At 63.5% G+C, this 15,016-nt stretch carries 16 protein-coding genes; 6 read left to right on the top strand and 10 right to left on the bottom strand.

From position 1 onward, the window contains the following. Nucleotides 1-168 precede the first annotated feature (168 nt). On the bottom strand, nt 169-1,191 hold the full coding sequence (locus tag BLS75_RS09610; RefSeq protein WP_011062801.1) for a transporter: 1,023 nt from the start codon (nt 1,189-1,191) through the stop codon (nt 169-171). A 273-nt stretch (nt 1,192-1,464) separates the two neighbouring features. Between BLS75_RS09610 and BLS75_RS09605 the strand changes: the two genes are divergently transcribed. Continuing rightward, nucleotides 1,465-3,090, top strand: coding sequence for a methyl-accepting chemotaxis protein (locus tag BLS75_RS09605; RefSeq protein WP_072450730.1), 1,626 nt, complete (start codon nt 1,465-1,467; stop codon nt 3,088-3,090). A 110-nt stretch (nt 3,091-3,200) separates the two neighbouring features. Continuing rightward, nucleotides 3,201-3,644 (top strand): hypothetical protein, encoded by a 444-nt coding sequence (locus BLS75_RS09600; RefSeq protein ID WP_072450729.1) that lies wholly within the window; start codon nt 3,201-3,203, stop codon nt 3,642-3,644. Between the two features lie 69 nt (nt 3,645-3,713). On the opposite strand, the gene BLS75_RS09595 is transcribed toward BLS75_RS09600, so the two are convergent. Next, nucleotides 3,714-4,037 carry a PepSY domain-containing protein gene (locus BLS75_RS09595; RefSeq protein WP_072450728.1) on the bottom strand — a complete coding sequence of 108 codons (324 nt, stop codon included), beginning with the start codon at nt 4,035-4,037 and terminating at the stop codon, nt 3,714-3,716. Between the two features lie 155 nt (nt 4,038-4,192). On the opposite strand from BLS75_RS09595, the gene BLS75_RS09590 reads away from it, so the two are divergent. Continuing rightward, nucleotides 4,193-5,104: a sterol desaturase family protein gene (locus BLS75_RS09590; protein WP_072450727.1), complete on the top strand. Its 912-nt coding sequence runs from the start codon at nt 4,193-4,195 to the stop codon at nt 5,102-5,104. Here the strand turns inward: BLS75_RS09590 and BLS75_RS09585 are convergent. Further along, a complete protein-coding gene (locus BLS75_RS09585) occupies nt 5,082-5,762 on the bottom strand; it encodes a helix-turn-helix domain-containing protein (RefSeq protein WP_072450726.1) in 681 nt (226 codons plus the stop codon). The genes BLS75_RS09590 and BLS75_RS09585 overlap by 23 nt on opposite strands. Continuing rightward, nucleotides 5,763-6,890 (bottom strand): glycerophosphodiester phosphodiesterase, encoded by a 1,128-nt coding sequence (locus BLS75_RS09580; RefSeq protein WP_011062795.1) that lies wholly within the window; start codon nt 6,888-6,890, stop codon nt 5,763-5,765. Between the two features lie 247 nt (nt 6,891-7,137). Here BLS75_RS09580 and BLS75_RS09575 point away from each other — a divergent pair, with 247 nt between their 5' ends. After that, nucleotides 7,138-7,473: a DUF2025 family protein gene (locus BLS75_RS09575; protein ID WP_072450725.1), complete on the top strand. Its 336-nt coding sequence runs from the start codon at nt 7,138-7,140 to the stop codon at nt 7,471-7,473. A gap of 55 nt (nt 7,474-7,528) precedes the next feature. On the opposite strand, the gene BLS75_RS09570 is transcribed toward BLS75_RS09575, so the two are convergent. Together BLS75_RS09570 and BLS75_RS09565 are read right to left on the bottom strand one after the other, a co-directional pair. Further along, nucleotides 7,529-7,852, bottom strand: coding sequence for an antibiotic biosynthesis monooxygenase family protein (locus BLS75_RS09570; protein ID WP_011062793.1), 324 nt, complete (start codon nt 7,850-7,852; stop codon nt 7,529-7,531). Next, nucleotides 7,849-8,568: a CTP synthase C-terminal region-related (seleno)protein gene (locus tag BLS75_RS09565; protein ID WP_072450724.1), complete on the bottom strand. Its 720-nt coding sequence runs from the start codon at nt 8,566-8,568 to the stop codon at nt 7,849-7,851. The genes BLS75_RS09570 and BLS75_RS09565 overlap by 4 nt, the downstream gene beginning before the upstream one ends. 88 nt (nt 8,569-8,656) lie before the next feature. Here BLS75_RS09565 and BLS75_RS09560 point away from each other — a divergent pair, with 88 nt between their 5' ends. Further along, a complete protein-coding gene (locus BLS75_RS09560; RefSeq protein WP_072450723.1) occupies nt 8,657-9,535 on the top strand; it encodes a LysR family transcriptional regulator in 879 nt (292 codons plus the stop codon). Between the two features lie 5 nt (nt 9,536-9,540). Here the strand turns inward: BLS75_RS09560 and BLS75_RS09555 are convergent, their stop codons facing one another. From BLS75_RS09555 to BLS75_RS09540, 4 genes are all read right to left on the bottom strand, one after another. Then, nucleotides 9,541-10,080 carry a DUF1003 domain-containing protein gene (locus BLS75_RS09555; RefSeq protein ID WP_072450722.1) on the bottom strand — a complete coding sequence of 180 codons (540 nt, stop codon included), beginning with the start codon at nt 10,078-10,080 and terminating at the stop codon, nt 9,541-9,543. 89 nt (nt 10,081-10,169) lie between these two features. Then, complete coding sequence (locus BLS75_RS09550; RefSeq protein WP_072450721.1) at nt 10,170-11,489, bottom strand: methyl-accepting chemotaxis protein; 1,320 nt, start codon at nt 11,487-11,489, stop codon at nt 10,170-10,172. Nucleotides 11,490-11,846: 357 nt separating this feature from the next. Next, a complete protein-coding gene (locus BLS75_RS09545) occupies nt 11,847-12,917 on the bottom strand; it encodes a diguanylate cyclase (protein ID WP_072450720.1) in 1,071 nt (356 codons plus the stop codon). Nucleotides 12,918-13,100: 183 nt separating this feature from the next. Next, nucleotides 13,101-13,709 (bottom strand): TetR/AcrR family transcriptional regulator, encoded by a 609-nt coding sequence (locus tag BLS75_RS09540; protein ID WP_011062787.1) that lies wholly within the window; start codon nt 13,707-13,709, stop codon nt 13,101-13,103. Nucleotides 13,710-13,912: 203 nt separating this feature from the next. Between BLS75_RS09540 and BLS75_RS09535 the strand changes: the two genes are divergently transcribed. Beyond that, nucleotides 13,913-14,971: an MBL fold metallo-hydrolase gene (locus BLS75_RS09535; protein WP_072450719.1), complete on the top strand. Its 1,059-nt coding sequence runs from the start codon at nt 13,913-13,915 to the stop codon at nt 14,969-14,971. Nucleotides 14,972-15,016: the final 45 nt, after the last annotated feature.

The raw sequence follows: 15,016 nt of genomic DNA, 5'->3' as shown, positions 1-15,016 counted from the left end.
GTCATGGTTTACGCAATTGAGCCGTTCCGTTGATCAGATCGATCACGCACGACCATCCCTCCATCCCGCTCATCCCGCAGGAGCCGGCTTGCCGGCGAAGAGGCCCTCAAGCCAAGCACCTGCCTTGGCGGACACCTTCGCCGGCAAGCCTGCTCCTACAAGGCGGGGTCAGTAGTCCTGGCGCTTGCGGAAGGCCCAGCGCCCGGCGATCACGGTGAAGGTGGCCACCAGCGCTACCAGGATCCAGAAGCCCTCCGGGTCGCCGGAGAACGGAATGCCACCGACGTTCATGCCAAAGAAACCGGCGATGATGTTGATCGGCAACGCCAGCACCGTGACCACCGTCAGGGTGAACAGGGTGCGGTTGGTCTGTTCGTTGAGGTTGGCGGCGATCTCTTCCTGCAGCAGCTTGATCCGCTCCCCCAGGGCGGTGAGGTCGTTGATGATCAGGGCGAACTCTTCGGTGGACTTGCGCAGCTCCTTGACGTCTTCCTTTTGCAACCATTGCGGCGGGCGGTTGAGCAGGCGCAGCAGCGAGCCCGGCTCCAGGGCCAGCAGCCGTTGCAGGCGCACCAGCACCCGGCGCATGGCCCCCAGTTCGGCACGGTTGGTGGAGACCCGGGCTGCCAGCAACTGGTCCTCGATCTGATCCACGCTGAGGCTGGTCCGGCGCACGATCTGGGTCAGCACTTCGCCCTGGTCCCGTAGCAGGTGCACCAGCAGTTCCAGGGGCGAGCGAAAGCGTTCTCCGGCCTTGACCGAGGAGCGCAGCTTGTCCACCGAGTGCAGCGGCTGCAGGCGGGCGCTGACGATCAGGCGGCTGCGGGCGCAGACCCAGAGGGTGGAGATGTCCGAGGAAACCATGCTGCCGAAGTTGAACACCACGTCGTTGACCACCGCCAGCAGGGCCGAATCCACCTGTTCGATGCGGGTCGAGCGCGAGCCTTCGTGCAGGGCCTCGAAGAATTCGTCGGGCAATTGCAGGTGGGACTTCATCCAGCGCTCGCACGCGGCGTGAGCCAGGTTCAGGTGCAGCCAGAGGAACTCCTCGCTGTCCTCGGGGTGTTGCAGGGCTTGCAGGGCCTTGGCCGAGTCCAGTTCGCGGCCCCGTTCGCCGGGGCGAAAGCTGAAACCGTAGAGCAGGCCGAACAGATCGGAATCACGGTGACTCTGGTCGATGCTGTGGTTCATGGAGTCTCGCAGGAGGGACAGTGCCTGGCGCGGGTTTCTCAGGTTCACTTGAGCCCCATCATGGCAAGGCTTTTTGACATTTTTGTGACGTTTTGAAGTGCATGATAGAGCCCGTCATACCGATGGTCGGCGGCACTCAAGATTGTCTTGCGCAGGCCGATCACACACCTACGCTGCACTCATTCGACCCCTCTCGAATGCGCCTTACAGGGATGTTCGGCACTACGCATGCCTTCATCGGGCCTGCTCTATCCCTGCCATGAGATCTCCTCGATGTTTTTGCAAAAATCCCTGAGAGCGCAAATCCTTGCCCTGCTGAGCGGTAGCCTGCTGGCGATGTTGTTGATCGCCCTGGCGAGTTTTCATTTGCTGTCCGGTGGCGTGCAGAGCTACCGCGAGCTGATTGAAGGTCCGCTGCGCAGTTCGCAGTTGATCGACGAGGCCAACCTGCAGTTCAAGAGCCAGGTACAGGAGTGGAAGAACGTATTGTTGCGGGGCAAGCAGCCCCAGGAGTTGAACAAGTACTGGCAGCAGTTTGAAGACCGCCAGCGCGATGTGCAGAACATCCTCGGCCAGCTGGTGCAGACCCCCGGGCTGGACGCCTCCCTCAAGAGCCGGGTGCAGCGCCTGGCGGATGAGCACCGGCAGTTGGGTTCGGCCTACCAGAAGGGCCGCGATGCCTATGTGGCCGGCGGTGCCGATCCGAGTGCCGGCGATGCCGCGGTCAAGGGCGTGGACCGGGCCACCAGCGAGCAGATGGGCGAACTGGTGACCGAGCTGCGCCAGCACGGCGACCGGCAGTCCGCCGAGATCAGTGCAGCGGCCGACCGCACGGTGTGGCTGGGTATTCTGGTGATGCTGGCTTCCGGTTTGCTGATCGGCCTGCTCAGCCTGTGGCTGGTCAATCGCAGCCTGGTGCAGCCGATCCGTCAGTTGATCGACTATGTCGCCCAGCTCAGCCGCGGCCAACTGGCCCAGCGGGTGGCCAGCGAGCGTCAGGATGAACTGGGCAAGCTGGCGATGGCCGCCAACACCCTGCGGGATTTCCTGGCCCAGACCTTCGCCAGCTTGCAGCGCAGTGCCTCGGACCTGGACAGTTCCAGCGGCGAGCTCAACTCCATCGCCACCCTGATGTCCCAGGGCACCAACGAGCAGTTCAACCGCACGGACCAGGTGGCCACGGCGATGAACGAGATGTCCGCCACCGCCCAGGAAGTGGCGCGCCACGCCGCCGACGCCGCCCGTGCCGCAGACGATGCCGACCAGTCGGCGCAGCAGGGCGAACAGGTGATGCAGCAGACCATCCACAGCATCACCCAGATGCGTGGCGAGATTGCCAACACCGCCACCGTGATCCGCCGGCTGGAGGCCGACAGCGGGCGCATCGGCAAGGTCCTGGAAGTGATCCAGGGCATTGCCGAACAGACCAACCTGCTGGCCCTCAACGCGGCCATCGAAGCGGCCCGGGCCGGTGAGGCCGGGCGCGGTTTTGCCGTGGTCGCCGATGAAGTGCGCAGCCTGGCGCAGCGCACCGCGGCCTCGATCACCGAGATCAACCAGATCATCCAGAGCGTGCAGACCGGGGCCGTGGATGCGGCCCAGGCCATCGAGAGCGGCCAGTCCCGCAGCGAGCAGAGCGTGCAGCAGGTGACCGAGGCCGGGGCCATGCTCGAGCGCATCACCGAAGCGGTGGAAGCGATTCGCGACATGAACCGGCAGATCGCGACCGCCGCCGAGGAGCAGACGTCGGTGGCCGAGGACATTTCCCGCAACCTCACCGAGATCACGTCCATCGCCAGTACCAATCTGGACAACGTGCAGCGCACCGAGGCGGCGAGCCGCAATCTGCACGGCCTGTCGGGGCAGTTGAGCGAGGTCACGGCGCGCTTGAGCGCCTGAGGTCGGCCGGGGTGTATCGGCCTGCTTACCAGGCCGATACACGACCACTCTCAAGTGGCCGGGGCGGGTGTCGATGACCGGGTATCTTCACACCCGACAGGACTCACACCATGGCCAGCATCACTTCCATCGCGATCAACCAGACCCAGGTCAGCCCGAGCAAGACCCGCATCGCCGGCAGTTCGGACAGCGACACTTCAGCGACCTCCACCGCCAGTACCACTGCTGCCAGCGACGCGACCAAGGCGCCGGCCACGGGTGCTGGCGCGGCCGGCGGCAGTTCCAGCAGCGATGATTCCAGCAGCGACTCGGTCAAGCAGTTGCGCAAGCAGATCGCTGAACTGCAAAAGCAATTGCAGGAGCAACAGCAGCAGTTGCAGGCCGCGCAGAGCCAGCAGGAAAGTGCCGATGCCAAGGCCGCGCAAGTAGCGGCAGCCCAGGCTCAGGTGGCCAGCACCAGCGCTTCGTTGCAGACCGCCACCGCGGCCTTGTTCCAGGCCCTGCAGCAATCCCAGAGCAGTACTGCGGGCTCCCTGGTCAGCACCAGTGCCTGACTGATCCGCACGCCCCAACGCACAAGGCCGCGCTCCCGAAGCGGGGCGCGGCCTTGTAGGGGCGGGGGGTTACTTGTCTTGCTTGTTGCTCAGGACCTTGCCGGTCTTGGCATCCAGGTCCACGTCCCACTCGATGCCTTTGCTGTCGCGCAGTTCCACCTGGTAGACGTAGGCGCCAGTGGCGGTCTGCTCGAGCTCGGTGTCGGTGATGCTGGCGGCGGTGGTGCCCGGGTGCTGGGCGAGGGCGGCCTGGTTGAGTTTTTCCAGGTCCATGATGGCGCCGGACTTGAGCAGGCCGGGGATCAGGTCCGGGCGCACATCGGCTTGGGCCAGGCCAGCGGTCAGGGTCAGGGTCAGGGCGGCGGCTGCGAACAGGGCGGAGAACTTGGTCATGGGTTGATTCCTTGGGGTGATGGGTTTCGATGGGCACAGGTTAGCCAACGCAACTTAATTCACCCTTAATTCAGGTCACTCTTTGCGTCGTTTGTTCAAGCCGCGCCCCGGCATCGGGTCGCAAGCTGCGGTTTTCCCTACAGGAGCTGCAGCAAATGAAACGAATGCTTGCATGGTTGTACGCACCCTTGGTGTTTGCCGGGTTCATCGGCGCCGGGGTGTGGTGGATGAGTGCTGGGCCGGCGTCTGCCAGCGGGTTGTTGGGGGTGTTCGGGGCTGCGCTGGGGGTGTCGTTCCTGGCGGAATGGTGCTTGCCCTATGAGCCTGGCTGGAACCGTTCCCAAGGCGACCGGCTGCGCGACAGCCTGCATGCCCTGGTCAATGAAAGCCTCAATGCGCTGGGGCTGCTGGCGTTGCCCGGGCTGGTTGCGCTGCTGGCCCATGATGGGCTCTGGCCCCAGGGCTGGCCGCTCTGGGGGCAGTTGCTGCTGGCCATCGTGATCGCCGATTGCGGCATTACCCTGGCCCACTACGCCAGCCACCGCCTGGCCTGGCTCTGGCGCTTGCATGCGGTGCATCACAGTGTGCAGCGCATGTACGGTTTCAATGGCTTGCTCAAGCATCCCCTGCACCAGTTGATCGAAGCTTCGGCCGGGCTGCTGCCGCTGGTGTTGCTGGGCATCCCGCTGACGGTGGCGCAGTTGCTGGCCCTGGCCATTGCCGTCCAGCTGCTGTTGCAGCATTCCAATGTCGACATGCGCCTGGGGCCTTTGCGCTGGATCTTCGCCTGGGCGCCGGTGCATCGCTTTCACCACATGAAGTACGGACGCGCCGGGGATGTGAACTTCGGGCTGTTCTTCAATCTCTGGGACTGGCTGCTGGGCACCGCGTTTTATCGCGATGACTATTGCATGCGCCAGGGCGACCTGGGGATTGGCAGCCGTGCCGACTACCCGGTGGATTACTGGCCGCAGTTGCTGGAGCCGTTCAAGGCCCAGCGCTATGGGGCAGAACCCGTGGTGCCCGAGCAGTTGCGCCGGCGCGTCAGGCCAGCAAGCGGGGCTTGAGGTGCTTGAGGGCCTGGCTGGCGGTGACGCCGAACAGGCTCTTCAGGGTGCGGGAGAAGTGCGCGCTGTCGGCGAACCCGGCGCCGTGTGCCGCGCCAGTGTGGGTCTGGCCCTCCAGCACCAGGGCCATGGCCAGGCGCAGGCGGCGCCAGAGCACCAGGCGCCTTACCGGCAGGCCGACGTCACGGGCGAACAGACGCTCCAGCTGGCTCAGGGATACATGGGCCCGGGCCGCCAGTTGCGCGGCCGCCACCTTGCCCTCCAGGGCGGCATCCACGGCGTGCAGTGCCCGCGCTACACGTGGGTCGGCAACGGGCTGGCGCGGGCAACCGCGCAGCGCCGCTTCCAGGCCGGGCAGTGAGGGTTCGGCGCCACTGACGCATGCTTGCAGGTCTTCGACGGCGATCAGCAGCGGCTCGGCGTACACCGTGAAGGCCTGCTCGGGAGCCTGAACGATGGCGTGGCGCTGCAAGGCCGGGATCAACAGGTAATGAGCGCTCTGCAGCCCGCCCGCGAGCGCCACCGTGACCGGTTGCCCGGGGGCGATGATCAACTGATGGGCATAGTGGGCATGGGGCTCGGTTGGCCCCATCGCCCCGTGGATCAGGCCGAAATCCCGGCCCAGCCAGAGCTCGCCGTGCCAGTGCGAAACCGCCATTCAGTAACCGCTGGCGTCCAGCAATTGCGCCACGCTGGCACTGGCCGGCCGCTTGAAGTACTTGAGCAGTTCGGCACTGCGGTTGGTGAAGATGCCATCGACCCCGGCATCCATGACCTTCTTGAAGTCCACCGGCTCGTCGATGGTGTAGACGTGCACCAGCAGGCCCTGGTCGTGGGTGTACTGGTTCATCCAGGGTTGCACCAGGTCCGAGTAGCTCTGCTCGCCACCGCCGGTCAGGGCCGCGGAAGGGCCGGTGCCGATGGCACCCTGGGCCTTGGCGAAATCCACCCAGCGCTTGAACTCGGCCTGGTCCTTGGGCTGCTGCCGGGCATAGAACGCGGCCTTGTCGGTTTCGCCGCTGCTGGCGAAGCTCTGGCCGGACGCGGGTTCGATACTGCCGGGCGCGACCCACAGCAACAGCACTTTCGGCACGTTGGGCATTGCCTGGTGCAGCAGTTCCAGGCTGTGCTTGTCGAAGGTCTGCAGCACCACCTTGCCCTTGCCCTGGCCCACCGCCAGTTCGCTTTTCGCCAGCTTGGAACCGGCCGGGCTCAGCCAGCCACGGTCCTGGAGTTTTTCCTTGAGGTCGTGCTCGATACCGGGGAACAGCTGGGGTTCCTTGGTCTCGATATACAGCCCGGGCTTGTGCTGCGCATTGCCCTGGGCGATGTCGATGATTTCATCCAGGGTGAGGATCTTCAGCCCGGCAAAGCCCGGCCGCGCCCGCTCGGGGTGGGCCTGGTTGAACCAACTGCCGGCGTCGAGGGTTTTCAGTTCCGCCATGGTGAAGGCGTTGGCCGGGCTGTCCTTGCGTTCGGGGAATTTCTGCGCCACGTCGGTGGTGCGTTGCAGGTTGTTGTCGTGCAGGGCGAAGAGCACGCCATCCTTGCTGCGTTGCAGGTCCATTTCCAGGTAGTCGGCGCCCAGGTCCCGGGCCAGCGTGTAGGAAGCCGCGGTGGATTCGGGGGCATCGAAAGAGGCGCCGCGGTGGGCGATCACCGCTGGCTGTGGAATCCCCTGGCGAGCGGCCAGGGCGTCCGGGTCAGGCTGTTCAGAGGCCTGGGCCAGTCCGCAAGCGAGCATCAGGCCCAGCATCAGGGCACAAGGGGTGAAGGTCGCGGGCATGCTCGAAATCCTTTCGTGGGGGCGTGTGCAAGGGGATATCTTTTAACAACTCGATGACGCTTGTGCTATCTCCAGAGCGACATAAATCCCTCTCATTTGCATTTTTCAGCGCTTTTTTCCGGCGCTTTGCAGTACTCTTGGGCGCTGCAGTTTCCCCATCAGAGGGAGGCCCTGAAAACTCCGCTGTCCCTTGCCTCGCGTGTAGACCATTGATCACCTGTCCTGCGGGACTCTAGTGAGGTTTACCATGAGCATCACCTCCGAACTCATCTGTCAGGCTGCCGACCAGCTCAAGGGCTTTGTCGGTTTCAATCGCAAGACCGGTCGCTATATCGTGCGCTTCAGCGAAGACTCCTTTGGCATGGACGTGGCCGCCGACGCCATCGTGCCGGCCCACGAGTTTGTCTGGGCGCCGGTGTCGGACCAGGCCATGAGCCTCAAGCGCGAGCAGATCCAGCTGCTGCTGGATCAGAACATCGACGACCGGATCAATATCAGCGAGCCGCTGCGGGTATACATGCGCCGCAGCGACTTGCCGGAAATCCAGGCGGTGCGCAGCCTGCTGTCGACCACGCAGGGCTGATGCGTGCCCCCGAGCCGTCACCCGGGCGGCTCGGGAATCCGTGCCTGAAGCGGGCTCAGCCTGGAAAGCCGTAAGCCCGTTGGACCTTGCTCACCCGGGTGCTGAACTGGCGATACCACTGTGCCCGACCGCGCTCGCGGATCGCGCTGTGTTCGGGGTGCTGCTTCCAGGCCAGGATCGCCGCTTCGCTGCTCCAGTACGACACGGTGATGCCGAAGCCGTCCTCACCTCGTGCCGATTCGACCCCGAGAAACCCCGGCTGCTGGCGCGCCAGTTCGAGCATGCGTTCGGCTGCCTGTTCATAGGCGGGGTCGGCTTCACCGCGCTGGGAACTGAAAATCACGGCGTAGTAGGGCGGTGCGGGAGTCCGGTCAGTCATGCTTGGCACTCCCGGCAGGCCGTGAGCAACGCCCTGACCAGAGGCGGTGTGCGGTCCTGGAGGGCCGCGCGCTCGGGTTGGAACAGGGTGGCGACGAAGAACGGATGCTCGTCCAGTTCCAGGCTGCGCAGGTCGCCGGCGCTGTCATGGCCAGTGGGGAGCAAGGTGCCGCTGAGCAGGGCGCCAGCGAAGTCCGGATTGACGCCATAGCGGCAGCGATAACCTTCCTCGATGCAGGTTGTGCCGTAGGCCCTGGCGATGCGGCTGTTGGCGCGCAACTGAATCGAGCCCCGGGCTTCCACCAGGGCGCAACTCAAGGGCGTGAGCAGCACGCGCTCGGTGTCGGGCGCGGTTTCGCCGTGTTCAGCATCCGCCCAGCCCAGCACATTGCGGGCGTATTCCAGGACCGCGTGCTGAAAGCCGCCACAGGTACCGAGAAATGGCCGCTGCTGTTCACGCGCCACGCGGATCGCCAGCAGGGCACCCTCGATGTTGCGGTAGGGGCTGCCGGGGACACACCAGATACCGTGGAAACCCTCCAAGTCTTTCTCCTGGTGCAGATCGGCGGTTGCCAGCCACTGGTATTCCACTGGGCCGGCACCCTCCTGCGCTGCCCGCTCCAGGGCCAGGGGGATGGCCTGGTGCGCGGTGATCTGTGGGTCGTAATCCCCCACCAGGGCGATACGAATGGTCGGTGCTGGTACCTGTGGATGCATGGAACTCTCCGGTTGTGACCCTGACTTGTCGATGGCCTGGGCCCACTATAAATTGGCGCCTACGCAATCAATATTGGCGTTTACCCAAATGATCATTGCACCAGCGCACTATCAGTTGGACTACCCCGATCTCTCATTGATCCTGGCCCTGGTTCGCGGCGGCTCCCTGGCGCGTGCTTCGGCCCTGCTCAAGGTCGATGTCTCGACGGTGTTTCGCGCCGTGCGCCGGCTGGAGGCCGGGCTGGGCCAGCAGTTGTTCGACAAGAGCCGCGCCGGCTACTTGCCCACCAGCCTGGCCCAGGCCCTGGCGCAGCAGGCAGAACATGCTGAACAGGCCCTGGAAGCGGCGCGTATCGGCGTGGCCCGGGGCGGCGAAGTGGTCAGCGGCACGGTACGCCTGACTTGTACCGATTCGGTGTTGCAAGGCCTGTTGCTGCCGGCCCTGGCGCAGTTCATGGCGAACTACCCGGCACTGGTCATCGAGCTGTGCACGTCCAATGATTTCGCCAATCTCAACCGGCGTGATGCGGATATTGCCGTGCGCCTGACCGCGAGGCCTCCAGAGCACCTGGTGGGGCGCTGCCTGGGGGCGGTGTCCTACCGGGTATGCACCAGCCCGGCCTATCGGCAACGGGTCGACTGCACTGATCTGTCGCGGCTGGCCTGGATCGCCCCGGACGATTTCCTGCCCGATCACCCCACCGTGGTCTGGCGTCGCCAGCAATGGCCCGGCGTACAGCCCAGTTACCGCTGCAACAGCATGCTTTCGGTTACCGAGCTGGTGCGCGCTGGCCTGGGCGTGGCCGCGCTGCCGGATTTCCTGGTGGGCAGCGCCGGGCTGGAAGCGTTGAGTGAACCCCTGGGCCAGGAAACCGCCCTGTGGCTGCTGACCCGCCCGGACTGTCGGGCCTTGCGTTCGGTGGTGACACTGTTCGACGAGTTGGCGCGGCACCTGCGCTGGCCCTGAGGCCTTCAGGCCTTGGATTGATCCTTGCGCACGAAATGCTCATGCATCTCGCTGGTGAGATTCTCGATGCGCTCGGTCAGTTGCTTGGTCATTTCGGTCAGGCGGGTGTTCTGTTCCAGCAGCTCCATCAGTTGCGTGGTGGTCTGTGCGGCCTGGGCCTGGCGTTCGCTGTTGGCAACGGCCAGGGCTTCGCGGTGCTGCGCATCGGCATCCGCCTGGGCCTTGTCCCGCGCGGCCTGGCGGGTCTGTGCAAGGAGAATCAGCGGGGCGGCATAGGCCGATTGCAGGCTGAAGGCCAGGTTCAGCAGGATGAAGGGATAGACGTCGAAATGGGTGACGCCGGTCAGGTTCAGGGCCACCCAGACCAGCACCACCAGGGTTTGGGCGCCGAGGAAGGTCGGGGTGCCGAAGAACCGGGCGAAGGCTTCGGCCTTCAAGGCGAAGTTATCGGTGCCGAAGGTCGGCGCCAGGTGGGCATGGGCGCGATGAAAGCGCAGGTGGTCGATGACCGGAGTGGTTTTCTTCGGGGTGTCGCTGGAACTCATGATGGCCTCCGCCAGGCACTGGGACGTCAGGCCACTATAGCCTCCCGGGCCAGGCCCGACGTCGCTCCCAATGCCGGGAAAGCCTGCCCTCAGGGGGCGCCGCGTTCGTTGGCGAACATGCTCACGGCCTCTACCGCCTCGCTGGCACCGTCGCGAATCTGCAGGATCACCGTGCCCGCCTGATCCGCCAGTTGCACGCCCTTGGCCGCCCGCTCCCGGGTACCGTCCATGCTCTTGATGGCTTGCTGCGTTTCGTTCTGGATCATGTCGATCATGCTGGAGATTTCCGCTGTCGAGCCGCTGGTGCGCGCCGCCAATTGCCGGACTTCATCGGCCACCACGGCAAAACCACGGCCCTGGTCCCCGGCCCGGGCCGCTTCGATGGCGGCGTTCAGAGCCAGCAGGTTGGTCTGGTCGGCAATGGCGCGGATGGTGTTGACGATGGCGGTGATCTGCTCGGAGCGTTCGCCCAGGCGCGCGATCAGCGATGAAGAACCCTCGATGTTCTCGGCGATCTGGCGCATTTCGCTGGCGGCTTGCTGGATCACTCCGGTGCCTTGTTCGGCGACTTTTCGGGTCTGCACCGAGATGTGATAAGCCTGGCTCGCGCTCTGGGCATCCTGTTCGTGTTTTTCCACCTGCTGGGTGACGTCGGCGGCGTACTTGACCACTTTGCACAGGCGCCCGCTGGCGTCGTAGACCGGGTTGTAGTTGGCTTCCAGCCACAGCGTACGTCCGTGCCTGTCGATCCGCTCGAACTGACCGTTGAAGAACTCACCCCGGTTCAGGCGGTTCCAGAAGTCCTGGTAGGCGCTGCTGTTGATCAGCTCGGGTTTGCAGAACATGCGGTGATGCTTGCCCTTGATCTCGGCCAGGCTGTAGCCCATGCGGCTGAGGAAATTGCTGTTGGCACCGATGATGCTGCCGTCGAGGTTGAACTCGATCACCGCCATGGCCCGGTCGATGGCGTCCAGCTTGTTTCGTGCCTCCACCTCTTCCTGCACTCGGGCGGTGACATCCAGGGCGTACTTGACCACTTTGTACACTGCGCCGGATGCGTCGCGGATGGGGTTGTAGCTGGCTTCCAGCCACAGGCTCTGGCCGTTGCTGGCCACCCGTTCGAAGGTGCCGGATTCGAACTGGCCGCTTCTGAGTCGGTTCCACAATTGCTGGTAGTCGCTGCTGCGAACGTACTCCGGGGTGCAGAACAGGCGGTGCGGCTGGCCTGTCACCTGGTCTTCGCGATAGCCCAGGGTCTGGAGAAAGTTGGCGTTGGCTCGCAGGACGTTGCCCTGCAGGTCGAATTCGATCACCGCCATGGAGCGATCGATGGCTTCCAGCATTCGGGATTGTTCGGCAATGGTTTGCTGCAGGGAATCGATGGTCTTGTTGTGGCGGTTGAATAGCATGGTAGCTGGTGCTCTGTGGGAGAAACGTCGCGTCGATCCCTATTGAGTTCGCCGGTATGCCGAATGCTCCCCAGCGTTCGGCATTATCTGCTCAATGCCAGCGTTCCATGACTGACAGATAAATTCGCAGCGATGACGCGGGCGACGTTGCTGGCGTGCATCGTTGGCCGCATCAAGAGGAGACGTAGTGGCTGCGAATCGATTTAGTTGGATTGATGGGCTGCGGCATTTGTCCCCGAATGGAGGTCTTGTGCGGTAGCGAAGTGGCGGCATTATGATGGCAATTATCGGGATAAATCCAAATAAAGTTGTACAAAAATGTTTTTTACTCCCTTTTTGTATAAGTTTTTTAGGTTTTTATGCCATTTGTGTTTGCCGGGAATGAGCCTCGTCGTCATTGCTGGCAATTCGATTGCGGCCACTGTTTTTCGCCAGGTACAGGGCCTTGTCGGCGGCGTTGAGCCAACTTGAAGGGTCCTGGAATTCGCGGTCGAAGGCGGCCAGGCCGATGCTCAGGCTGACTTTCAGTTCAGCCACTTGCGGATGCCGGTACTGGCTGAAGACCTGGCGCAGGCGTTCCATGACCTCCAGTGCCTGCTGGCGGTCCATGCGCGGCAGGATCACGCAGAACTCGTCACCGCCGTAGCGGCCGGCGAGGTCGTCGTGACGCAGGTTGCGCCGCAGTTCGTTGCTCAGATGGCGCAGCACCGTATCGCCGATGATGTGTCCGTAGGTGTCGTTGATCGCCTTGAAGTGGTCGATGTCGATCAGGGCGATGCTGGCATCGATCTGTTGCTGCTGGCATTTGTGGAACTTGATATGCAGCAGGTCTTTCCAGGAGCCGTGGTTGAGCAGACCGGTGAGGCTGTCGGTGCGGCTCAGGGCGCTCAGGGCGCGCTTGTGCTCGGACAGCTTGATCGCCAGCCGGTAGCAGACCATGCCCACGGCCAGCGGATAGAGCGTGAGCATCGGCAGGCAGGCATAGATCTGCAGCGGGCTGATCCGGGTATTGAAGCTGGCGCCGAACAGCGACCAGGACAACAGGACCCCGATGCCCTGGGCCAGAGCGCCACGGATGAACAGACGCACCCCCCCGGCGGCCACATTGTTCATGGCCATCATCGACAGGATGGTGACGGCGGGCAGGGGATTGAACTGCATGGTGGCAGCCCAGAAACCGCCCAGCATCGAGTCATACAGCAGGTTGCGACGTTCTGCCTGGTAGGGAAAGGTAGAACGGGTGGAGAGTTGATAGGCCAGGTGAGGCCAGAGCAGGCCGTGGAACAGGAGCAGGGCCCAGATCCAACCGGGCAGTGCAAGGGGGTAGAGGGTGGCGAATACACTGATACCGCCAATACCCAGGCCGATGATCCTTGGCCGATAGATGCGCCGGGCAAATGACAGCCCCTTGCCGCGTTGGTTTTCCATAAATTCCTGCACCAGGTTCTGTACTGAAACACCTTATGGTGTTTTTTCGGCTTAGCCGTTTATCGGATCAGTCTGGTGAATATTGTCATTTATTCCAGTGAGAATAATCAGTGTCCTTCCAAGCCATTTCACAGTGGTGGCGACCGCCGGCTGCGGTTCGGCGCGCACAGATGCCCCGGGAACTCAGGCCTGGTAGTGGCCCAGGAACATGTCCAGCGCCGACTCGACGACCTGATTTTGCATGCCTGTTGCCAGTGGCGCCTGGCCCATGGTGATCTGCGGCCAGAAGGCGAAGCTCTTGAGCAGGCCGTGCATCTGGGTCGCGGCGAATTCCGGGTCTACCGGCTTGAGGCGACCGTCGGCCAGGGCGCCGCGAATCCACAGGGTCAGGCCTTCTTCCCGTTCGCCAAGCCGCGCCACCATGTTCTGCGCCCGTTCCGGCGAGTGAATGGCTGCGGCGATGGCCACCCGGGCCAGATCGAGAAAGTTGTCGTCCGCCAGCAGTTGCAGCTTGGCCCGCACGACCTTTTCCAACTGCTCGCGCAGGGGCAGGTCGCTGCGGTAGATGATTTCCGATTGCGCGCTGATGCTGGCCCAGAGCTGGTGCAGGATCTCGGCGAACAGTTCCTCCTTGCTGGGGAAGTGGTTGTACACCGTGCGCTTGGACACCCCAGCCGTAGCGGCAATCTTGTCCATGCTGGTGATCTCGAAACCGCTGGTGCGAAATTCACTGATCGCCGCCTGGACGATGGCACTGCGTTTGAGGTCGGTGAGGCGCTTCGGGGCTGTCATAAGTTGGGTTCGGTCAGGGTGGTCGGTAAAAACACTCGGCAGTCTACTTCGTCTGTTTCCTGTTGCAATGTAGAAACTACACTGTGTAGTGTAGTTCGTCCTTGAAACGATGATTGGCGGCTGATGCTTGCGTGCCTTGGCCAGTAGATCGTCCCGCAATACCACGTCGCAACCTTGCTGCGTTCCATGGAGTCATTTCAATCATGGCCACTGTCTCGTCAAGCATCACCCGTGCTCCCCGCGAGGAAACCTCGCGCCAGGAGCAGGGGGCTTTTCGCAACCATGCGCCGGTGCGTCGTGCCGGCTTTGGCAAGACCCTGCAGATCTTCTGGAACATGTTGTTCCACAAGCCGCGCAATACCCGCCCGGCCGGAGCCATTCCGGTGCAGCCGCTGACCCGCGAGCAGTTGCTGGCGGCGCCCGATCACAGCGTCTACCGCCTGGGGCATTCCACCGTGCTGCTGAAGATGCGCGGCAAGTTCTGGATCACCGATCCGGTGTTTGCCGAGCGCGCGTCACCCGTGCAATGGGCCGGGCCGAAGCGCTTTCACCAGCCGCCGATCAGCCTGGAGCAATTGCCCGATATCGAGGCGGTGATCCTGTCTCATGATCATTACGATCACCTTGATCACAAGACCGTGCTGGTCCTGGCGGACAAGACTCGGCATTTCCTCACCCCGCTGGGGGTGGGCGATACCCTGATCAAGTGGGGCGTGCCGGCGGCCAAGGTCCGGCAACTGGACTGGTGGCAGGGCTGTGAGGTCGCTGGCGTCCGTTTCGTTGCCACCCCATCGCAGCACTTTTCCGGGCGTGGTCTGTTCGATGGCAACCGGACCTTGTGGGCCTCCTGGGTGATGATCGATGGCCCCACGCGGATCTTCTTCAGCGGCGATACCGGTTATTTCGACGGTTTCAAGCGTATCGGCCAGCAGTACGGCCCATTCGACCTGACACTGATGGAAACCGGGGCCTACAACGTCGAATGGCCCCATGTGCACATGCAGCCCGAGCAGACTCTGCAGGCCCACATCGACCTGCAAGGTCGTTGGCTGCTACCGATCCACAACGGCACCTTCGACCTGGCGATGCACGCCTGGCACGAACCCTTCGACCGCATCCTGGCCCTGGCCTGGGAGCGCAGTACCAACATCACCACGCCGCAAATGGGCGAAGCCTTCAACCTGGCGCAGCCGCAGCGGGGAGCCGCCTGGTGGCTGGAGGTGGAAGGTGCACTGGAGCAGGCGGGCGTCAAATCCGCCTGACCCAGGCCTTCTTCACCCGGGCGGCGGGTTATGAGGATGGTGACC

Origin of the sequence: Pseudomonas sp. NFPP12 (genome assembly GCF_900103205.1) — a bacterium.
GTDB classification, from domain to species: domain Bacteria; phylum Pseudomonadota; class Gammaproteobacteria; order Pseudomonadales; family Pseudomonadaceae; genus Aquipseudomonas; species Aquipseudomonas protegens.
The sequence above is the reverse complement of the archived record's forward strand: the minus strand, read 5'-3'. Positions and strand labels throughout refer to the sequence as shown.